The organism is Pseudoroseicyclus sp. CXY001 (genome assembly GCF_041714655.1).
Taxonomy (GTDB): domain Bacteria; phylum Pseudomonadota; class Alphaproteobacteria; order Rhodobacterales; family Rhodobacteraceae; genus Pseudoroseicyclus_A.
Genome location: NZ_CP168219.1, coordinates 863,255 through 882,264, shown reverse-complemented (window position 1 = coordinate 882,264; position 19,010 = coordinate 863,255). Strand labels below are relative to the sequence as shown.

The 19,010-nt window shown below is 69.8% G+C and carries 17 protein-coding genes; 7 read left to right on the top strand and 10 right to left on the bottom strand.

Annotation, left to right across the window (positions count from 1 at the left end; translation table 11 throughout):
• The first annotated feature begins 57 nt into the window (after window positions 1-57).
• The 5 genes from choX to sthA all read left to right on the top strand — a co-directional run bounded on the left by choX (window position 58) and on the right by sthA (window position 5,575).
• Window positions 58-993, top strand: a complete 936-nt coding sequence (gene choX / locus ACAZ03_RS04425) for a choline ABC transporter substrate-binding protein (RefSeq protein ID WP_373356175.1) — start codon at window positions 58-60, stop codon at window positions 991-993.
• 117 nt (window positions 994-1,110) lie between these two features.
• The gene (gene choW, locus ACAZ03_RS04420) at window positions 1,111-1,950 is read left to right on the top strand and encodes a choline ABC transporter permease subunit (RefSeq protein WP_373356174.1); all 840 of its coding nucleotides are present in this window, start codon (window positions 1,111-1,113) and stop codon (window positions 1,948-1,950) included.
• Entirely contained in the window at window positions 1,947-2,990 is a 1,044-nt protein-coding gene (choV, locus tag ACAZ03_RS04415) for a choline ABC transporter ATP-binding protein (RefSeq protein WP_373356173.1), read from the top strand. Before choW ends, choV begins: the two co-directional genes overlap by 4 nt.
• 179 nt (window positions 2,991-3,169) lie before the next feature.
• On the top strand, window positions 3,170-4,090 hold the full coding sequence (locus ACAZ03_RS04410; RefSeq protein ID WP_373356172.1) for a pirin family protein: 921 nt from the start codon (window positions 3,170-3,172) through the stop codon (window positions 4,088-4,090).
• A gap of 96 nt (window positions 4,091-4,186) precedes the next feature.
• On the top strand, window positions 4,187-5,575 hold the full coding sequence (gene sthA / locus ACAZ03_RS04405) for a Si-specific NAD(P)(+) transhydrogenase (protein ID WP_373356171.1): 1,389 nt from the start codon (window positions 4,187-4,189) through the stop codon (window positions 5,573-5,575).
• A 53-nt stretch (window positions 5,576-5,628) separates the two neighbouring features.
• On the opposite strand, the gene pobA is transcribed toward sthA, so the two are convergent.
• The gene (gene pobA, locus ACAZ03_RS04400) at window positions 5,629-6,795 is read right to left on the bottom strand and encodes a 4-hydroxybenzoate 3-monooxygenase (RefSeq protein ID WP_373356170.1); all 1,167 of its coding nucleotides are present in this window, start codon (window positions 6,793-6,795) and stop codon (window positions 5,629-5,631) included.
• Window positions 6,796-6,880: 85 nt separating this feature from the next.
• Here pobA and ACAZ03_RS04395 point away from each other — a divergent pair, with 85 nt between their 5' ends.
• On the top strand, window positions 6,881-7,738 hold the full coding sequence (locus ACAZ03_RS04395) for a helix-turn-helix domain-containing protein (protein WP_373356169.1): 858 nt from the start codon (window positions 6,881-6,883) through the stop codon (window positions 7,736-7,738).
• An 89-nt stretch (window positions 7,739-7,827) separates the two neighbouring features.
• Here the strand turns inward: ACAZ03_RS04395 and ACAZ03_RS04390 are convergent, their stop codons facing one another.
• The 7 genes from ACAZ03_RS04390 to hisS form a co-directional block, all read right to left on the bottom strand.
• Window positions 7,828-8,493, bottom strand: a complete 666-nt coding sequence (locus tag ACAZ03_RS04390) for an SOS response-associated peptidase (protein ID WP_373356168.1) — start codon at window positions 8,491-8,493, stop codon at window positions 7,828-7,830.
• On the bottom strand, window positions 8,493-9,695 hold the full coding sequence (locus tag ACAZ03_RS04385; RefSeq protein WP_373356167.1) for a class I SAM-dependent methyltransferase: 1,203 nt from the start codon (window positions 9,693-9,695) through the stop codon (window positions 8,493-8,495). Before ACAZ03_RS04385 ends, ACAZ03_RS04390 begins: the two co-directional genes overlap by 1 nt.
• A complete protein-coding gene (locus ACAZ03_RS04380; RefSeq protein WP_373356166.1) occupies window positions 9,692-10,000 on the bottom strand; it encodes a DUF1992 domain-containing protein in 309 nt (102 codons plus the stop codon). The genes ACAZ03_RS04385 and ACAZ03_RS04380 overlap by 4 nt, the downstream gene beginning before the upstream one ends.
• Window positions 10,000-10,461 (bottom strand): GFA family protein, encoded by a 462-nt coding sequence (locus ACAZ03_RS04375; protein ID WP_373356165.1) that lies wholly within the window; start codon window positions 10,459-10,461, stop codon window positions 10,000-10,002. Before ACAZ03_RS04375 ends, ACAZ03_RS04380 begins: the two co-directional genes overlap by 1 nt.
• 146 nt (window positions 10,462-10,607) lie before the next feature.
• The gene (hisG, locus tag ACAZ03_RS04370; RefSeq protein WP_373356164.1) at window positions 10,608-11,297 is read right to left on the bottom strand and encodes an ATP phosphoribosyltransferase; all 690 of its coding nucleotides are present in this window, start codon (window positions 11,295-11,297) and stop codon (window positions 10,608-10,610) included.
• Entirely contained in the window at window positions 11,294-12,373 is a 1,080-nt protein-coding gene (locus ACAZ03_RS04365) for an ATP phosphoribosyltransferase regulatory subunit (protein ID WP_373356163.1), read from the bottom strand. The genes hisG and ACAZ03_RS04365 overlap by 4 nt, the downstream gene beginning before the upstream one ends.
• Window positions 12,370-13,857 (bottom strand): histidine--tRNA ligase, encoded by a 1,488-nt coding sequence (gene hisS, locus ACAZ03_RS04360; protein WP_373356162.1) that lies wholly within the window; start codon window positions 13,855-13,857, stop codon window positions 12,370-12,372. Before hisS ends, ACAZ03_RS04365 begins: the two co-directional genes overlap by 4 nt.
• A gap of 127 nt (window positions 13,858-13,984) precedes the next feature.
• Here hisS and ACAZ03_RS04355 point away from each other — a divergent pair, with 127 nt between their 5' ends.
• Window positions 13,985-14,173: a SlyX family protein gene (locus ACAZ03_RS04355; RefSeq protein WP_373356161.1), complete on the top strand. Its 189-nt coding sequence runs from the start codon at window positions 13,985-13,987 to the stop codon at window positions 14,171-14,173.
• Window positions 14,174-14,208: 35 nt separating this feature from the next.
• Here ACAZ03_RS04355 and ACAZ03_RS04350 read toward each other — a convergent pair whose 3' ends face one another.
• Together ACAZ03_RS04350 and dnaE are read right to left on the bottom strand one after the other, a co-directional pair.
• Window positions 14,209-15,009, bottom strand: coding sequence for a hypothetical protein (locus ACAZ03_RS04350; RefSeq protein WP_373356159.1), 801 nt, complete (start codon window positions 15,007-15,009; stop codon window positions 14,209-14,211).
• A gap of 219 nt (window positions 15,010-15,228) precedes the next feature.
• On the bottom strand, window positions 15,229-18,729 hold the full coding sequence (dnaE, locus tag ACAZ03_RS04345; protein WP_373356158.1) for a DNA polymerase III subunit alpha: 3,501 nt from the start codon (window positions 18,727-18,729) through the stop codon (window positions 15,229-15,231).
• Window positions 18,730-19,010: the final 281 nt, after the last annotated feature.

The following is a 19,010-nucleotide window of genomic DNA, read 5'->3' as shown; positions in this document are numbered from 1 at the left end:
AAATTGGTTGCCATCCGGCAATAAAGCCTCATTGTTTGACTGGTCAATCAGATTTCAATGATGAAAGACAGGGAGCCTCTTATGAAAATCACTGCGACTGCCTCCGTCCTCGCGCTTTGCGCCGGGGCCGCCTTCGCCGATTGCGATACTGTCACCTTCTCCGACGTCGGCTGGACGGACATCACCACCACCACCGCCACGGCGACCCACGTTCTCGAAGGCCTCGGCTACGAGGTCGAGACGTCGATCCTCTCCGTGCCGGTGACCTTCGCCGCGCTGGAATCCGACGATGTCGACATCTTCCTCGGCAACTGGCTGCCGGCGCAGTCGGGCGCCATCGGCCCCTATCTCGATTCCGGCGAGATCGAGACCGTCGCCACCAACCTCGAGGGCACGATCTACACGCTCGCCGTGCCGGCCTATACCTACGAGAAGGGCCTGCAGACCTACGACGACATCGCGAACTTCCGCGATGAGCTCGACGGCGAGGTCTACGGCATCGAGCCCGGCAACGAGGGCAACGATTACCTCATCTCGCTGACCGAGGACGAGACCTCCGGCCTGTCCGGCTTCGACGTCATCGAATCCTCCGAGCAGGGCATGCTGGCGCAGGTCAGCCGCGCCTACGAGGACCAGCAGGACGTCGTCTTCCTCGGCTGGGCGCCGCACCCGATGAACGCGAACTTCGATCTCGAGTACCTGACCGGCGGCGAAGACTTCTTCGGCGGCGAAGGCGTGGTGAACACCGTGACCCGCCAGGGCTATGTCGAGGAATGCCCGAACGTCGGCCAGCTCCTCAAGAACATGTCCTTCACGCTCGACATGGAAAACGCCATCATGGGCCAGATCCTCGACGAGGGTGCCGACCCGGCCGAGGCCACCGAGGCCTGGCTCGTGGCGAACCCCGGCGAGTGGGAAGGCTGGCTGGAGGGCGTGACCACCCTCGACGGCGAGCCGGGTCTCGACGCCGTGCGCGCCTCGCTCGGCATGTGACGCTGCAGCAGGACCGGCCGGCCGTCTGGCCGGTCCTGCTAAGGGGCGCCCGCCGGGCGCCCCTTTTCGATAGCAGGCGGCACCAATGACAAAAAAGACAGGGGACAGCGTAAAGCCATGGAGTGGCTCGAAGCATACAAAATTCCGGTCGGGGACGGCGCCAGCGCGATCTTCGAATGGATCCGCGACAATCTGGGCTTTCTGCTCGACATCTTCGCCGACCTCATGGACGCGATGATCGAGGGGATCGAATGGCTCCTGCAGGAGCCCTACCCGCTCATTGTCATCGCCGTCTTCGTGGCCATCACCTGGGCCGTGCAGCGAAGCTGGAAGATCTGCCTCTTCGTGGCGCTCGGCTTTCTCTTCATCGTCAACCAGGGCTACTGGGAAGAGACGACCGAGAGCCTGACGCTGGTGCTCTCGGCCTGCATCGTCTGCATGGCCGTCGGCGTGCCGATCGGCATCGCCGCCGCACACCGCCCGAAGTTCTACCTGTTCCTGCGGCCGATCCTCGACCTGATGCAGACGCTGCCGACCTTCGTCTACCTGATCCCGGCCATCGTCTTCTTCGGCATCGGCACCGTCCCCGGGCTCATCGCCACGGTGATCTTCGTGCTGCCGGCGCCCATCCGCCTGACCTATCTCGGCGTTCATTCGACGCCGCAATCGCTGCTCGAGGCCGCCCGCGCCTTCGGCGCCACGCCGCGGCAGGCGCTCTTCAAGGTCGAGCTGCCCTACGCGCTGCCGCAGATCATGGCCGGCCTCAACCAGACCATCATGCTGTCGCTCTCCATGGTCGTCGTCTCGGCGCTCGTCGGCGCCTCCGGCCTCGGCGTGCCCGTCCTGCAGGCGCTGAACCGCGTCGACACCTCGCTCGGCTTCGAATCCGGCTTCGTCATCGTCGTCGTCGCGATCATGCTGGACCGCATCCTGAACCTGGGGAGCCGCGACAAATGAGTACCGCCGTCAAGATCGACAATGTCTCCATCGTCTTCGGCTCCGACCCCGAACGCGCCCTGCCGATGATGGACGAGGGCAAGAACCGCGGCGAGATCCAGGAGGCCACCAAGCAGGTGCTCGGCGTGCACGATTGCACGCTGGAGGTCGAGGAGGGGCAGATCCTCGTCCTCATGGGCCTCTCCGGCTCCGGCAAGTCGACGCTGCTCCGCGCCGTCAACGGGCTGAACCCGGTGGTGCGCGGCGCCGTGCATGTGAACGACGGCAACAAGATGGTCGACGTCACCCATGCCGGCGCGGCGGAACTGCGGCGCATCCGCATGCATCACGTCGCCATGGTCTTCCAGCAGTTCGGGCTGCTGCCCTGGCGCACGGTGCGCGAGAATGTCGGGCTCGGGCTCGAACTCGGCGGCATGAAGAAGAAGGAGATGAAGGAGCGGGTCGACGAGCAGCTCGCGCTCGTGAACCTTTCCGAATGGGCCGAGCGCAAGGTCGGCGATCTCTCGGGCGGCATGCAGCAGCGCGTCGGCCTCGCCCGCGCCTTCGCCACCCAGGCGCCGATCCTTCTGATGGACGAGCCCTTCTCGGCGCTCGACCCGCTCATCCGCACGAAGCTCCAGGACGAGCTTCTGGAGCTGCAGCAGCGGCTGAAGCGCACGATCATCTTCGTCAGCCACGACCTCGACGAGGCCTTCAAGATCGGCAACCAGATCTCGATCATGGAGGGCGGCCGGATCATCCAGACCGGCGAGCCGCGCGACATCTTCTCCGCCCCGGAGAACGATTACGTCGCGGAATTCGTGCAGCACATGAACCCGCTCGGCGTCTTCCGCGCCCGCGACCTGATGACGCCGCTGACCGGCCAGCCCACAATCAAGATCGACGCGAACCGGCTCGTCCGCGAGGGCATCGCCCGGCTGATCGAGGCCGAGGGCTGCGTCGGCGTCGAGGAGAACGGCAAGCTCATCGGCCAGCTCACGCGCGACGACGTGCTGCGCGGGCTCCTGCCGGCGGATCAGCGGGTGGTCGGCGGGGTCTGACCTAGCGCCTGGTGGAGAGGCCGGGGGGCTGTCTGCCCCGTCGCCATTGGGGCTCGAACCAATGGCGCCACCAATGGCGACCCCCCCGAAGGGTATTTGGAATGGGGCAGAGGCAAGAGGGGCCTTTTTGGCGGCGGATGCGCCGCCTATCTTCGGACAAGAGCCGAAGGAGGCACCTGATGAGCTGGAACCCCAATGCCGCCACCCATGTGGCCCCCGAGGCCATCGAGGCGGTGATCATCCCCCGCAGCCGCGACATCGGCGCCTTCGAGGTGCGGCGCGCCCTGCCCTCGCATCAGCGGCAGATGGTCGGGCCCTTCATCTTCTTCGATCAGGCGGGGCCGGCGGAATTTCTGACCGGCCAAGGCGTCGACGTGCGGCCGCATCCGCATATCGGGCTCGGCACCGTCACCTATCTCTATCAGGGCGATTTCCATCACCGCGACAGCATCGGCTCCGACCAGCTGATCCGCCCCGGCGAGGTCAACTGGATGGTGGCCGGCCGCGGCGTGACCCATTCCGAACGCACCTCGCTCGCGGCGCGCCAGGGGCCGAACGCGCTCTTCGGCATCCAGACCTGGATCGCCCTGCCGGAGGATCGCGAGGAGGTCGACCCGGTCTTCGAGCATCACGGGGAGGGCGCGCTGCCGCTCCTCGAGGCGGAGGGGATCACCGCGCGGCTCCTTCTCGGCAATGCCCATGGCGAGCGGGCGCCGGCGACGCTCTATTCCGAGGCCTTCTACCTCGACGTGACGCTCGCTCCCGGCGCCGCCTATCCCCTGCCCGACGAGCACGAGGACCGGGGGCTCTACATCACGCAAGGCGAGATCACCGTGGCGGGCGAAACCTATGCGGCCGGCCGCATGATGGTCTTCCGCCCGGGCGACGCGATCTCCGTCACCGCCGGGCCGGAGGGCGCCCGGCTGATGGCGCTCGGCGGCGCCACGCTCGGCCAGCGCCGGCATATCTGGTGGAATTTCGTCTCCTCCTCTCGCGACCGGATCGAGGCGGCCAAGGCCGACTGGATCGCCGGCCGCTGGGGCGAGGGGCGCTTCGCCCTGCCGCCGGGGGATGACGCGGAGTTCGTCCCGGCGCCCTGAATCCGGGCAAAGGGGCGGCCCCGTCGCCGCCCCGCCCCCATCGTCATTGTTTTTTGACACATCCCTTGTTCTGCTGTCCCCGAAAGGGAGAGGCCGATGGACAAGGTGGACATGCTGGTCGTGGGCTCCGGCCCCGCCGGGCGGCGGGCGGCGGTGCAATCGGCCAAGCTCGGGCGCTCGGTCATGGTCGTCGACCGCGGCCGCCGGCTCGGCGGCGTCTCGGTGCATACCGGCACGATCCCCTCGAAGACACTGCGCGAGACCGTGCTCAACCTCTCCGGCTGGCGCGAGCGCGGATTCTACGGCCGCGGCTACCGGGTGAAGCAGGAGATCACGGCCCATGACCTGATGCAGCGGCTGCACAAGACGCTCGACCACGAGGTCGAGGTGCTCCAGCACCAGTTCATGCGCAACATGGTCCGCTCGGTGACGGCGGAGGCGCGGTTCACCGGGGCGAACGAGGTCGCGCTGACGAACCCCGACGGCGAGACCTGGCGCATGGGCTTCGACAAGGCGCTGGTCGCCGTCGGCACGCGGCCCTTCCGGCCGGATTACGTGCCCTTCGACGGGCTGCGCGTCTTCGACAGCGACGAGATCCTCGAGATCGACCACCTGCCGCGCACGCTGACCGTCATCGGCGGCGGCGTGATCGGCGTCGAATATGCGACGATCTTCTCGGCGCTCGACGTGCCGGTGACGCTGATCGAGGGGCGGGACAAGATCCTCGACTTCATCGACCGCGAGATCGTCGAGGACTTCACCCACCAGATGCGCGACCGCGGCATGTCGATGCGGCTCGGCGCCTCAGTGGAGCGCATCGAGAGCGGCCCGACCGGCGTCGACGTCACCCTCGGCGACGGCCGCCGCATCCGCTCAGAGATGCTGCTCTTCGCCGCCGGCCGGCAGGGCAATATCGGCGCGCTGGGGCTGGAGGAGATCGGGCTGGAGGCCGACAAGCGCGGCCGCATCAAGGTCGACGACAAGACCTTCCAGACCTCGGTGCCCAACATCTATGCCGCCGGCGACGTGATCGGCTTCCCCTCGCTCGCCTCCACCTCGATGGAGCAGGGTCGCGTCGCCGCCTGCCACGCCTTCGAGATGCCCGTGCCCCCGGCGCCGGAGACCTTTCCCTACGGGATCTACGCCGTGCCCGAGATCTCCACCGTCGGCCAGTCGGAGGAGGAGGTGCGCAAGTCGGGCGAGGCGTACGAATGCGGCATCGCCCGGTTCCGCGAGACCTCCCGCGGCCACATCATGGGCGTCGATGCCGGCTTCCTGAAGCTGATATTCTCGCTGAAGAGCCGCCGGCTCCTCGGCGCGCATATCGTCGGCGAGGGCGCGACGGAGCTGATCCACATCGGCCAGGCGGTCATCAACCTGCACGGCACCGTGGATTTCTTCGTCGAGAACACCTTCAACTACCCGACGCTGGCTGAAGCCTACAAGATCGCCGGGCTCGATGCCTGGAACCGGATGAGCCGCTAGGGCAGCGTCTTCATGGAGCGGGCGGAAACCACATGGTTTCCACCCGCCCCCGCCTAGTACGGCAGCCCCACATATTGCTCCGCCAGCGCCTTCTGCGCCGCCTCGCTCTCTGCGAGGAAGGTCAGCTCCGCCGCCTGCACCCGCCGGTCATAGGCCGTCTGCTCGGGGAAATGGTGGAGGAGCTGCGTCATCCACCACGAGAAGCGCTGCGTCTTCCAGACCCGGGCGAGCGCCTTCTCCGCATAAGCGTCCAGCGCCGCCTCGTCGCCGGTGCAGGCCGCCGCCAGCGCCTCATAGAGGTAATACACGTCGGAGGCCGCCGTGTTCAGCCCCTTGGCCCCGGTCGGCGGCACGATATGGGCGGCATCCCCGCAGAGGAACAGCCGCCCCCAGCGCATCGTCTCGCAGACGAAGCTGCGGAGCGGCGCGATGCTCTTCTCGATCGAGGGCCCGGTGACCAGCGCGTCGGCCGCCCCGGCGGGGATGCGGGCGCGGAGCGCGGCCCAGAAGCGCGCGTCGGACCAGTCCTCCACCCGGTCGGACATGGGCACCTGCACATAGTAGCGGCTGAGGGTCTCGTTGCGCATCGAGCAGAGTGCGAAGCCCTCCTTCGAGCTCGAATAGATCAGCTCCTCATGGACGGGCGGCGTCTCGGAGAGGATGCCGAGCCAGCCGAAGGGATAGACCTTCTCGACCTCGCGCCGCTTCTCCTCCGGGATCGCCTGCCGCGAGGGCCCGTGAAAGCCGTCGCAACCGGCGACATAGTCGCAGCGGATCGTTTTCCGCTCCCCCTCATGGAGGAAGGTGACCGTGGGCGAGGCCCCCTCCAGCCCCTGCAGCGCCACCTCGTCCACCTCGTGCAGGGTCGGCAGGCCGGCGGCCTCGCGCGCCTCGTAGAGATCGCGGGTCACCTCCGTCTGGCCATAGACGGTCACCCGGTGGCCGGTGAGCTTCGCGAAATCGATGCGGAACATCTCCGCCCCGGCGCCGATCATGACGCCGTCATGCGGATAGCCCTCGCGGTGGAGCCGCCCGGCGACGCCCGCCTCCTCCATCAGCCCCACGAAGCCCCGCTCCAGCACCCCGGCGCGGATGCGCGACAAAACGTAATCGCGGCTCTTCCGTTCGATGAGGATCGTCTCGATGCCCCGCCGGTGGAGGAGCTGGCCCAAGAGCAGCCCCGCCGGGCCGCCGCCGATGATGCAGACCTGGGTACGCATGGTGATCCTCCCTCGGCTGGGAGAATAGACGCAAGGCCGCCCCCGGGACATGGACGTTGCCCCCCGAGGCTGGCATGATCCGCGCATGACCGCGACACGGGACGCAGATCTGATCCCCGCCTATGCGCTTTATGGCGAGAGCCGGGATTTCCCCGATGTGCTCCATTGCGAGCGGCTGAAGGATCGCGCCGGCCCCCATGGCTGGGTGATCTCGCCGCACCGGCATCTGGGCCTGCACCAGCTCTTCCACATCATCGAGGGCGCCGGCGAGATGGAGCTCGACGGCGAGCGGCGGCCCGTGCGGGGCGGCGAGATCATCTCGGTGCCGCGGCTGACGGTGCATGGCTTCACCTTCGAGCCGGGGATCGAGGGCTATGTCGTCTCGGTGCCGAACACCGAGATGGCGCGCCTCACCGCCGGCGAGCCCGAGCTGGAGCGCATCGCCGACGCCCCCCGCCGCCTGCCCGCCCCGCCGCTCGCCGCCGGCGCCTTCGGCGTCTTGCACGACGTGCGGCTGGCCCATGCCCCGGCGCGCGGCCCGCTCCTCCGCGCGCTCGTCCTGCAGATCCTCTGCGCGCTGGCCCAGGCGGAGGAAACCGCGCGCCCTGCCCCCTCGCGCCCCCGCGCCACGATCGCCGGCTTCGAGGCGCTGATCCGCGAGGCGCCGGAATTGCGCACCAGCATCGGCGATTGCGCCGCCCGGCTCGGCCTCTCCGCCAGCCAGCTCACCCGCCATTGCCGGAGCGCCACGGGCTATTCGCCGCTGGCCTATGCGCAACTCCTCCTCATGCAGGAGGCCAAGCGCCTCCTCGCCTATACCCGCGAGGATGTGGCGGAGATCGGCTACCGGCTCGGCTTCGAGGATCCGGCCTATTTCTCCCGCGTCTTCCGGCGGGTCACCGGCCAGTCCCCCAGTGCCTTCCGCGCCCCCTTCGTCGCCTGACAGGCGCCCCCCGATCCCCTTTCATCTGGCCGAAAATACCTCGGAGGTGTGGAGGCAGAGCCTCCACCCGGCCCGGCACGGGCCGGCCCTCAGCCTTCCAGCGGCTCCAGAAGCTGCGGCCCCGAGGCGCGGTTGGAATTCACCTCCCGGTCCACCCGGTAGAGGTCGAGCGTGCCCTCGGGTGGGGTCTTCATCAGAAGCGCCGCGCCCTTGCCCGCCTCGCCGAGCCAGAGCGGCCAGTCCTCGGGCGCCAGCACCAGCGGCTGGCGCTGGTGGACCGATGCCATCTTGCCCTCCGCCGCCAGCGTCACGATGGCCAGCGTCGCCACCCCACCGCCCTCGCCCTGCCATTCCTGCCAGAGCCCGCCGAAGACCATCGGCGCCCCGTCGGCGCGGTGGACGAACCAGGGCAGGCGGTTGTCCTCCGCATCCTTCGACCATTCGTAGAACCCGTCCGCCGGCACGAGGCAGCGCCGCGCCCGGATCGCCTCGCGGAAGGCCGGCTTCTCGGCCACCGTCTCGGCGCGGGCATTGATGAGGAGCGGCCCGGCGGAGGGCGTCTTGTACCAGGGCGGCAGGAGCCCCCAGCGCATCGACCGGATCCGCCGCGCCCCGCCTTCGGAGGTGACGCCATGCACCTGATTGGTCGGGCAGATGTTGTAGTTCGGCACCTCGGGCAGGTTGTTCGCCGGGGTCGCGGCGAAGAGCTCAACCATCGCCTCCTTCGGCAGGGTCAGCGCCATCCGCCCGCACATCAGCGCGCCCCCCCGGAATAGAGGAGCGAGCCGACGCCGGCGAAGCCGGCCTCGATCCGCTCCCAGAGCGGCATCGCCTCGTCGCGCTCCATCCTTGCGGCGGCGAAGACCTCCGACAGGCGCCGCTTGCCGTCCACCGCGCCGATCAGGCGGGCGGCCTTCGGCGGCAGGCGGATCTCGCTGTCGACGCCCGAGGCGGAGACCTTCAAGGGGCGCGAATTGGCGAGGAGTGTCATCACGTTCTCCCGGTTGCCCAGCCGCAGATGCGGCACCGGATCGCCTGTGGCGGCGCTCGCCGGCGCCCGCCCCTCCCCTGCCGCCACTACATAGGCGACGTGGCTCTTGATCGTGCCATAGAGCCGCTCGGCGAGGGCCATGCGGGCGCGGGGACTCATCTCCTCCGGCACCGGGCAGAGCGGCGAGGGGTCGTAGAGCGCCGGCTGGGTGAAGGAGACGAGCTCCCAGCCCGTCTCGTCGAGAAGGCCGAGGAGCGTCTCCACATCCATCGCCACGTCCTGGCCGTGGAGGAGGAGGTCGTAGAAGCCCGCGGCACCGTTTTCATGGTCCTTCACATGCGGGTTGCGCTTGAAGGGATGGCCGGGGGGGAGCTTCGCCAGCACCGCCTTGGCGGCCGCGACCCGCTCCGCCGGCGGCAGGTCCGCGAAGAGGGCGCCGAACGCCTCCTGCAGCGGATAGACGCCGCTCCGCCCGTAGGGCGCGTAGACCATCAGCCCCATCCCGCCCCCCGGCGCCAGCGCGGCGCGAAGGGCACGGAAGCCCTCCGCCGGCTCGGGCAGGTGATGGAGCACGCCGCAGCAATCGATGTAATCGAATGTGCCGAGCTCGGCGGCATCGAGAAGCGAGCCGGTGTGGAACGTGACCTTCAGCCCGCGCGCCGCCGCGCGGGCCTCGGCGACCTTTCGCGAGGCCTCCGAGAGGTCGAGGTAATGGATGTCATGCGGCTTGCCGGCGGCGGTGAGGAGCTGGGTGAGCTGGATCAGCCCGTCCCCCGTGCCGCCGCCCGCCACCAGCGCCCGGAAGGGCTGCGACCAGTCGCGGGTGCCGCCGAAGAGGAAATGGTCGATCTCGATGGGATGCGAGGGCGAGCCGGTGATCAGCCGCTTCGCCTCGTCGGCGGGGTCACGCTCGGGATAGGGCAGCGCCTCGTATTGCGCCCGCGTGGTCTCGAGGCCGCCGGTCATCGCGCCCAGGCCTTGCGGGCCATGGCGATCTTCGCCTCCATCATCGACATCTCGGCCATGATGTCGCGGCGGCGCACCGGCTCCCCCGTCGCCTTGAGCTCGGCCCGCAGCGCCTCGAGCTGGCGGGAGAGGCTGACGAATTCCGGCGTGGCATTGTTCTCGCGCATGAGGCGATCGAGGAGCACGTTCTCGGGATTATCATGCCGCGGCAGAGGCTTGCCGGCGCCGGGCAGGTTGTCGAAGGCGCCCTCTGCCTCCGCCTCGGCAATCCGGGCGGAGATGAGGTCGATCAGCGGATGATCCATCAGGCGCGCTCCAGTTCGGCTTGCCGGCGGGCGAGGGCGGCGGGGGCCCAGACCTCGCTCCGGCGGTAGAATTCGGCAAAGGCGGGGACCTCCGGCGGGAGCGTCACCCAAGGCAGCTTCGTCTCGGTGAAGATATGCACATCGGGCGCGATCTCCAGCGCCGCGTCCAGCGTGCCGCAGCGGACGAAGGCGAAGCGCGGCCCGGCGCCGGCGTAATGCGACCAGAGCGCCACGCGGCAGCGCGGGCAGCGGCGGATCTCCTGCCCCTTGCCGGAGGCGGAGGGGGTGAGGACGGCCTCCGCCGCGCCCGTGACCTCGAGGTGGCGCGTCTCGATGAGGCCGTTGAGGACGAAGGCCGAGCCGGTCTCGCGCTGGCACCAGCGGCAATGGCAGCAATGGACGCAGAGAAAGCTGTCGGTCAGGCGATAGGTGACATCGCCGCAGGTGCATCGGCCGTGCATGGGCGCCTCCGGGGAGGTTCGGGGGAGTTCGGGCGAAAGGTGGCCGGGAAATGCGCGGGAGGCAAGCGGGGGGCCGGCCCCGCAGGGGCCGGGTGGGGGCTCTGCCCCCACACCCCCGAGGTATTTTCGGCCAGATGAGAGAGGGCTTAAAGCCCGAGACGCCGGGTCAGCTCGGCGAGGAGCGTGCGGTCGGCGTCGGACCAGTCGGCGCGGCGCGACTTGTAGAGCGTCGCCTGGCTCGAATGGATGAGGCCGCCGGTGAGGATCTTCAGGCCATTGGCGCGGAGCGTCTCGCCCGTCGAGGTGATGTCGGCGATGGCCTCGGCGGTTTCGGCCTTCACCGTGCCCTCGGTGGCGCCCTGGCTGTCGACGAGCTGGTAGTCGGCGACGCCCTCCTCGCGCAGGAACTCGCGGACGAGGCGGTGATACTTGGTGGCGATGCGCAGGCGGTGGCCGTGACGGCGGCGGAAGGCGGCGGCCGCGGCGTCGAGATCGTCGAGCGTCTCGACATCGACCCAGTATTTCGGCACGGCGATCACCAGATCGGCGCCACCGAAGCCCATGGGCGCCAGCGGGCGGACGATCTGGTCCCAGCCGGCCAGCTTCTCGCGGATGAGGTCGGAGCCGGTGACGCCCATGTGGAGCCGGCCCTCGGCCAGCGCCTGAGGCACCTCGCCGGCGGAGACGAGCACGAGCTCCAGCCCCTCCACCCCCTCGACCTCGGCCGCATAGTCGCGGTCGGAGCCGGTGCGGCGGAGCGTGAGGCCCCGCTGGCCGAACCAGTCGAAGGTCTTCTCCATGAGCCGGCCCTTGGAGGGCACGCCGAGGCGGATCATGGGGCCTCTCCCTTCAGCTCGAGCACCAGTTCGGGGCGGATGACGCCGCCGACCGCCGGCGCGGCGCGGCCGCCGCCGAGCACGCGGGTCAGCGCGTCGTAGCGCCCGCCGGTCGCGAGCGCCGGCAGGTCGGGGCGGCCGGGCGCCACGAGGCCGAAGACGAAGCCGTCGTAATATTCGAGCGCGGTGCGGCCGAAGCTCGCCTCGAAATCCAGCGCATCGGGGGAAAGCCCGCGCGCCGCCAGCGCCTCGGTGCGTTGCCGCAGGCGCGTGAGGGCCGGCTCGATCGCGGGCAGCGCCATGGCGATCTCCTCCAGCGCGCCGATGGCCTCCGGCAGGGGGGCGCGGAGGCCGAGGATCTCGTCGATCAGCGCCAGCTCGCCGGCGGAGATCGGCGGGGCGGCGGCATCCTCGGCGAGGAGCCGCAGCCGCTCGGCGATCTCGGCGCCGGTCCGCTTGCCGATCTCGGGGCCGGCCTCGGCAAAGGGGTCGGCCGCGGCAAGGAGCGCGGCGCGCCCGGCCGGCGCCGGGGCGCGGCCGGCGAAGCGCTCCATCAGTGCGCGGAAGCGGCGGGGCCGCCAGATGTGGCGCAGGAGCGCCGCCTTACGGGCCGGCAGGGTCTGCAGGCCCGAAACGGCGGCGACGATGAGGGCAATGTCGCCGGTCACCGCGCGGAGCGGCAGGCCGTCGAGCGCGCCGGAGATGACCGAGAAGACCTCGGCATCGGCCTCGGGAAAGGTGCCGCCGAAGACCTCGAAGCCGACCTGAATGTACTCCGACGGGCGGCCCGTCTCTTCCTCCTGCCGGCGGAAGACCTCGCCGGCATAGGCATAGCGCGCCTCGGCCCGGCCGCTGTCCATATGGGCGCGGACGAGGGGGACCGTGAAGTCGGGGCGCAGCATCATCTCGCCGCGGAGCGGGTCGTAGGTGACATAGGCGCGGGCGCGGATATCCTCGCCGTAAAGGTCGAGGAGGACGCCCGCCTCCTGCAGGATCGCCGTCTCCACCGGCTCGGCCCCGGCGGCGGCGAAATGCGCGGCGAGGCGCGCGGCCTCGGCGCGGATCGCGGGGGTCATCGGCGGGCGGCCAGCACGGCGCGGACCTCGGCGACGAGATCGCCGCGGGCGACCTCGCGCTGGGCGGGCTGGTCCTTCCATTCCTCGAGGCTGGCGCTTTCGGCGATCTTCGCGCCGAGGATCAGGTCCTTGAGCTGGAGGACGCCGCGGGTGGCCTCGTCCTCGCCCTGGATCACGGCGACGGGGGAGGCGCGCTTGTCGGCATATTTGAGCTGGTTGCCGAAGTTCTTCGGGTTGCCGAGGTAGACCTCGGCCCGGATGCCGGCATTGCGGAGCTCGCTCGCCATGGCGAGGTAATCGGCCATACGATCCCGGTCCATGACCGTGACGACCACCGGCCCGGGGGCCGCCTCGGCGGCGCCGCGCTTGGCGGCCAGCGCCGCGAGCAGCCGGTCGACGCCGAGCGAGATGCCGGTCGCGGGGACCTCCTGGCCGGTGAAGCGCTTGACGAGATCGTCATAGCGCCCGCCGCCGGCGACGGAGCCGAAGGAGCGCGGGCGGCCCTTCTCGTCGGTGATCTCGAAGGTCAGCTCGGCCTCGTAGACGGGGCCGGTGTAATAGCCGAGCCCGCGGACGACGGAGGGGTCGATGAGGACGCGATCCGGCCCGTAGCCCTGCGCGTCGAGGAGCGTGCCGATGGTCTCCAGCTCCTCCACCCCGGCGCGGCCGGTGGCGGAGGGGCCGACGAGCTCGCCGAGCCGCGCGAGCGTCGCGGCCGCATCGTCGCGCCGCGCCTCGGTGAAGGCGAGCACGACCTCGGCCTGCTCGGGCGAGAGCCCGGCACCCTTGGTGAAATCCCCGCTCTCGTCCTGCCGCCCCTCGCCCAGCAGAGCCCGCACCCCGGCCTCGCCCAGCCGGTCGAGCTTGTCGATGGCGCGGAGCACGATGCCCCGCTCGGCAGCGAAGCGCTCCGGATCCTCGGGGTCGAGGACGCCCGCGACCTCCATCACGCCGTTCAGCACCTTGCGGTTGTTGACGCGGAGGAGGTAGTCGCCCCGCGCGATGCCGATGGCCTCGAGCACATCGGCGGCCATGGCGCAGATCTCGGCATCGGCGGCGACGGATGGCGCGCCGACCGTATCGGCATCGCATTGATAGAACTGGCGGAAGCGGCCCGGGCCCGGCTTCTCGTTCCGCCAGACGGTGCCCATCTGGTAGCGGCGATAGGGGGAGGGCAGCTCGTTCCGATATTGCGCATAGACGCGGGCGAGCGGCGCCGTCAGGTCATAGCGCAGGGCGAGCCAGTCGCCCTCCTCCTCCCAGGCGAAGACGCCCTCGTTGGGGCGGTCGACATCGGGGAGGAACTTGCCCAGCGCCTCGACGGTCTCGACGGCGGAGGTCTCGAGCGCCTCGAAGCCGTAGGCGCGGTAGATCTCGGCGATCTGCGCGAGCATCGCCGCGCGGCCCGTGACCTCGGCGCCGAAGTAATCGCGAAATCCCCTTGGCGTCTCGGCCTTCGGCCGCCGCCGCTTGTCCTTGGCCATCTGCCTTCACTCCCCGAAACCGGCGCGGCTGCCTTACCGCTCCTCTCCCCGGGGAGCAACAGCGCCCGCCTTTGCCGGGCGTCTCCCGGGCTGGACAAGCGGGGCCGCCGGCGGCATGACCGGCTTCATGAGAGAGATCGAAGAACGCCTCGCGCATCTGGAGCGCGCCAATGACGACCTCTCGGGCGAGGTCGCCCGGCAGGCGCGCGCCATCGCGCGGCTGGAGCGGCGCGTGCAGATGCTGATGGAGCGCGAGGCGGAGCGGGAGGCCGGCGGCCAGATGTCGCCGGTGGACCGGCCGCCGCCGCACTACTGAAGTCGCATTCCTGATGGCGGCTCCCCGGGCCGGCGTCAGCTCTCGGCGCCGCCGGGGAAATCCGTCGCTGCCAGCCGGCCGTTCGACAGAAGCAGGCTCGCCGAGGCACCGCTGCCGAAGCCCTGGTAGAGCGTCAGGAAGGTCGTCCGCCGGTCGAGCGCATCGAGCCGGCCGCCGCAGGGCGTGCCGGCGGGGACGCCGCAGGCGGAGGACTTGATGGCCTCGTAGGCCACATCGGTCGGCATCATCGGCATGGCGGATTCGGGCGTGGAATAGCGCACGAATTCGTAAGTCCCGACATCACCGAAAAGCGCCATGGCGGCGGTGACCTGCCGGGCGCAGCCGTCGGAAAAGCCGGTGATGTAAAGCGTATGGGCGGTGGTGGCACCGCCCGAAGGGTCCCAGATCTCGAAGCCGGAGGCGGCGCCCATGCGGCTGCCCATCTCGCGGCGGTCGAGCCCGCAGATCGCGCCGACCTCGCCCCAGGGCAGAACCGTGCCCGGCGCCACCTGGTTCGCCACCTCGGCGCCGGGATTGGCGGAGGCAGGTGTCGCGCCCGAGAAGAGCCCGCCGAGGAAGCCGCCCCGGCCGGCCGGCGGCGCGGCGGCAGCGGAGGCCGGTTCGGCGGAGGCGGGCTCGGCGGCCGGATCTTCCGCCGCCGCGCCTTCCCAGGCGCCGCGCAGGAAGCCGAACCCGGTGAGTTCATCCGCGGGGGCGACGAGGCCGGGGGTGGCAGCGGGGCCGAGGGCGCCGTCGAAACGGCCGATGTCTGAAAGCGGATCGCCGCAGCCGGAAAGGAAGATGGCCGCCCCGAAGGCGGCGAAGATCGCACGCATGCTTTGCCCCTGATGTCCCGGCGGCTGTCTAGACCGAACGGTCTGTCTGCCGCGAGTCTTATCCACAGGCCCCCGGCCAATGCGCGGGACTCTGCCAGCCGGAAGCCGGAATGCCGGCGATTCAGGCAGATTGCCGGGCAAAAGGGCGATCTGCGCCCCTGCCCTGGTTCTGCGGATGTCCCCGGGAGAATCGGCCCGATCGGCCGAAGGCAGCCTCCGTCAGGCGACGTCCTGCACCTCGACGACCCCGGGCAGCGAGCGGAGCGCGCCCCGGATCTGCGGAGAGACGGGGAAGATGTCGCCGCAGTCGATCTCCACCTCGCCCGGCAGGCCCGCATCCATGAGGCAGAGGTAAACCGGCCCGCGCGCGCCCGGCACCTTCTCGGCCTTGGCGCGGGCGAGCACCGAGGCGACGGAGCCCACGGCATCTGGCGCGTCGATGAAGAGCCGCAGCCCCTCCGACCCCGCCCCCGCCAGCGCCGCATCCACGAGCTGCACGCCCCGGGCGAGGAGCTTGAGCTGGTCGGCCTCCATCGTCGCCTCGACCGTGAGGATCACCAGCGAGCCCGTCTCCAGATGCTCGCGCGCCACTTCCAGCACGTCGGAGAACATCGTCACCTCGTACTGGCCGGACGGGTCCGAGAGCCCCACGAAGGCGAAGCGGTTGCCCCGCGCGCTCTTGCGCTCCTGCCGGGCGGTGACGGTGCCCGCCATCTTGGCGACGAAGGGGCCGCTTTCGGCCTTCTTCTCCACCTCGTCGAGCGTCATCACCTGGCTTCGGCGGAGGCCCGACATGTAATCGTCGAGCGGATGGCCGGAGAGGTAGAAGCCGACGGCCTTGAACTCCTCCGCCAGCCGCTCCGCCGGCAGCCAGTCGCCCTGCGCCGGCAGGCGCGGCTCCGGCAGATCCTCCCCCGCCTCGCCGAAGAGCGAGACCTGCGCCGAGCCCTTCGCCTCGTGCACCGCCGCCGAATAGGCGGTCAGCGCATCGAGGCTGGCGAGCACCCGCGCCCGGTTGCGATCGAGCGCATCGAAGGCGCCGGCGCGGGCCAGCATTTCCATCGGGCGCTTGCCGATCAGCTTCATGTCCACCCGGCGGGCGAAATCGAAGAGCGTCACGAAAGGATGATCGCCCCGCGCCTCGACGATGAGCCGCATCGCCTCCACGCCGACGTTCTTGAGCGCGCCCAGCGCATAGACCAGCTTGCCGCCGACCACCGTGAAGGTGGCGCCGGAGCGGTTGACGCAAGGCGGCACCGTCTCGATGCCGAGGCCCTTGCGGACCTCCTGGAAATAGATCGCCAGCTTGTCGGTGAGGTGGATGTCGCAGTTCATGACGCCAGCCATGAACTCCACCGGGTGGTTCGCCTTCAGCCAGGCCGTCTGGTAGCTGACGACGGCATAAGCGGCAGCGTGGCTCTTGTTGAAGCCGTAGTTCGCGAACTTCTCGAGGAGGTCGAAGACCTCGCCGGCCTTCGCCTTGTCGACCCCGTTGGCGAGCGAGCCCTCGATGAACTTCGGGCGCTCCTTTGCCATCTCCTCGGCGATCTTCTTGCCCATGGCGCGGCGGAGGAGGTCGGCGCCGCCGAGCGAATAGCCCGCCATCTCCTGCGCGATCTGCATCACCTGCTCCTGGTAGACGATGATGCCCTGCGTTTCCTCGAGGATATGGTCGATCGACGGATGGATCGACTCGCGCTTCCGCTTGCCGTTCTTCACCTCGCAATAGGTGGGGATGTTCTCCATCGGCCCGGGCCGGTAGAGCGCCACGAGGGCGACGATATCCTCGATGCAGGTGGGCTTCATGCGCTTGAGCGCATCCATCATGCCCGAGGATTCCACCTGGAACACGGCGACCGTCTTGGCGCGGGCGTAAAGCTCGTAGCTCTTCTCGTCATCGAGCGGGATATGCCCGATGTCGTTCTCCGCCCCCTGCGCCGGCTCGTAGAGCTTTGTCCCGTCCGCCGCCTCGTGCAGGTTGCGCCCGCCGCCGAGGATGAGGTCGAGCGCGTTCTGGATGACCGTCAGCGTCTTCAGGCCGAGGAAGTCGAACTTCACCAGCCCCGCCTGCTCGACCCATTTCATGTTGAACTGGGTGGCCGGCATGTCGGAGCGCGGGTCGCGGTAGAGCGGCACCAGCTCATCGAGCGGCCGGTCGCCGATGACCACGCCGGCGGCATGGGTGGAGGCGTTGCGGTAGAGCCCCTCGAGCTGGCCCGCATAGCGCAGGAGCCGGTCCACGACCTCCTCCGCCTTGGCCTCCTCGCGCAGGCGCGGCTCGTCGGCCAGCGCCTTCTCGATGGAGACGGGCTTCACCCCCTCCACCGGGATCAGCTTCGACAGGCGATCCACCTGGCCATAGGGCATCTGCAGGACCCGGCCGACGTCGCGGACGGCGGCCTTTGAGAGGAGCGCGCCGAAGGTGATGATCTGCGCCACCTTCTCGGCCCCGTATTTCTCCTGCACGTAGCGGATCACCTCCTCCCGCCGGTCCATGCAGAAGTCGATGTCGAAGTCCGGCATCGAGACCCGCTCAGGGTTGAGGAACCGCTCGAAGAGCAGCGAATAGCGCAGGGGGTCGAGGTCGGTGATCGTCAGCGCATAGGCGACGAGGGAGCCGGCGCCGGAGCCGCGGCCGGGGCCGACGGGGATGTCGTGATCCTTCGCCCATTTGATGAAATCGGCAACGATGAGGAAGTAGCCGGGAAAGCCCATCCCCTCGATGATGCCCATCTCGAACTCGAGCCGCGCCTCGTATTCCTCGACCGGCGCGGCATGGGGGATGACGGCGAGCCGGGCCTTGAGGCCCTCCTTGGCCTGACGGCGCAGCTCCTCCACCTCGTCATCGGCGAAGCGCGGCAGGATCGGCGCGCGCTTGGAGACGCGGAAGGCGCAGCGCTTCGCGATCTCGACCGTGTTGGCCAGCGCCTCGGGGAGGTCGGCGAAGAGCGTCGCCATCTCCTCCTGGCTCTTGAAGGCGTGCTGCGGGGTCAGGCGGCGGCGCGGCTCCAGCTGGTCGACGTAGGAGCCCTCGGCGATGCAGAGGAGCGCATCGTGGGCCTCGAAGAGCGCCGGCTTCGGGAAATAGCAGTCGTTGGTGGCGACGAGCGGCACGTCATGCGCATAGGCCCAGCTGACGAGCCCCTCCTCGGCGCGGCGCTCCGCCTCCGGCAGGCCGCCCTCGCCGGGATGGCGCTGGAGCTCGACATAGAGCCGGTCGCCGAAGATCTCGTGCAGCGCCTGAAGATGGGCCTCGGCCCGGGGGCGCTGGCCGCTGGCGAAGAGCAGGCCCGCCGGGCCGGTCGGGCCGCCGGTCAGGCAGATGAGGCCTTCGGCATGGGCCTCGAGCTCGTCCAGCGTGACATGCAGCGCCTCCTGCCCCTGCCGGAGATAGAGGCAGGAGTTGAGCTTCATCAGCGACATCCACCCCGCCTCGTCCTTGGCGAGAAGCACGACGGGCGCCGGGTCGGGCGGCCGCTTGCCGGGCTCGGCGGGCAGATAGGCGAGGTCGATCTGGCAGCCGACGATCGGCTGCACCCCGGCCGCCGCCGCCCCTTCAGAGAATTGCAGCGCCGCGAACATGTTGTTCGTATCGGTCAGCGCCACGGCGGGCATGGCTGCTGCGGCGGCGAGGCCGGGCAGCTTCTTGACCGGAATGGCGCCTTCCAGAAGCGAATGTTCCGAATGGGTGCGCAGGTGGATGAATCGGGGAGAGGCCATGGGGCGAGGATGCCGCCGCCGCCGCCCCGGGGCAATGGGGCCCGGCGCTTCCGTGGGGGCCCTTCCGCCGCCTCGCGAGCCCGCCCGTTAGGGCGGGCCGAACCAGCCTGCCGCCAGAACGGAAAAAGCCCCCGGCAATGCCGAGGGCTTTCTGGCGCCCCGTGAGTGGCGGAGCCCGGTTCGCGGGCCGGGCGCCGCGGCTCACGAGGGCCTATCCGGCTGCAATCGGATGATGCCTGCTACGGAAGCCCCTCGCGTCCCGCGAGTATGGAATACCTGAC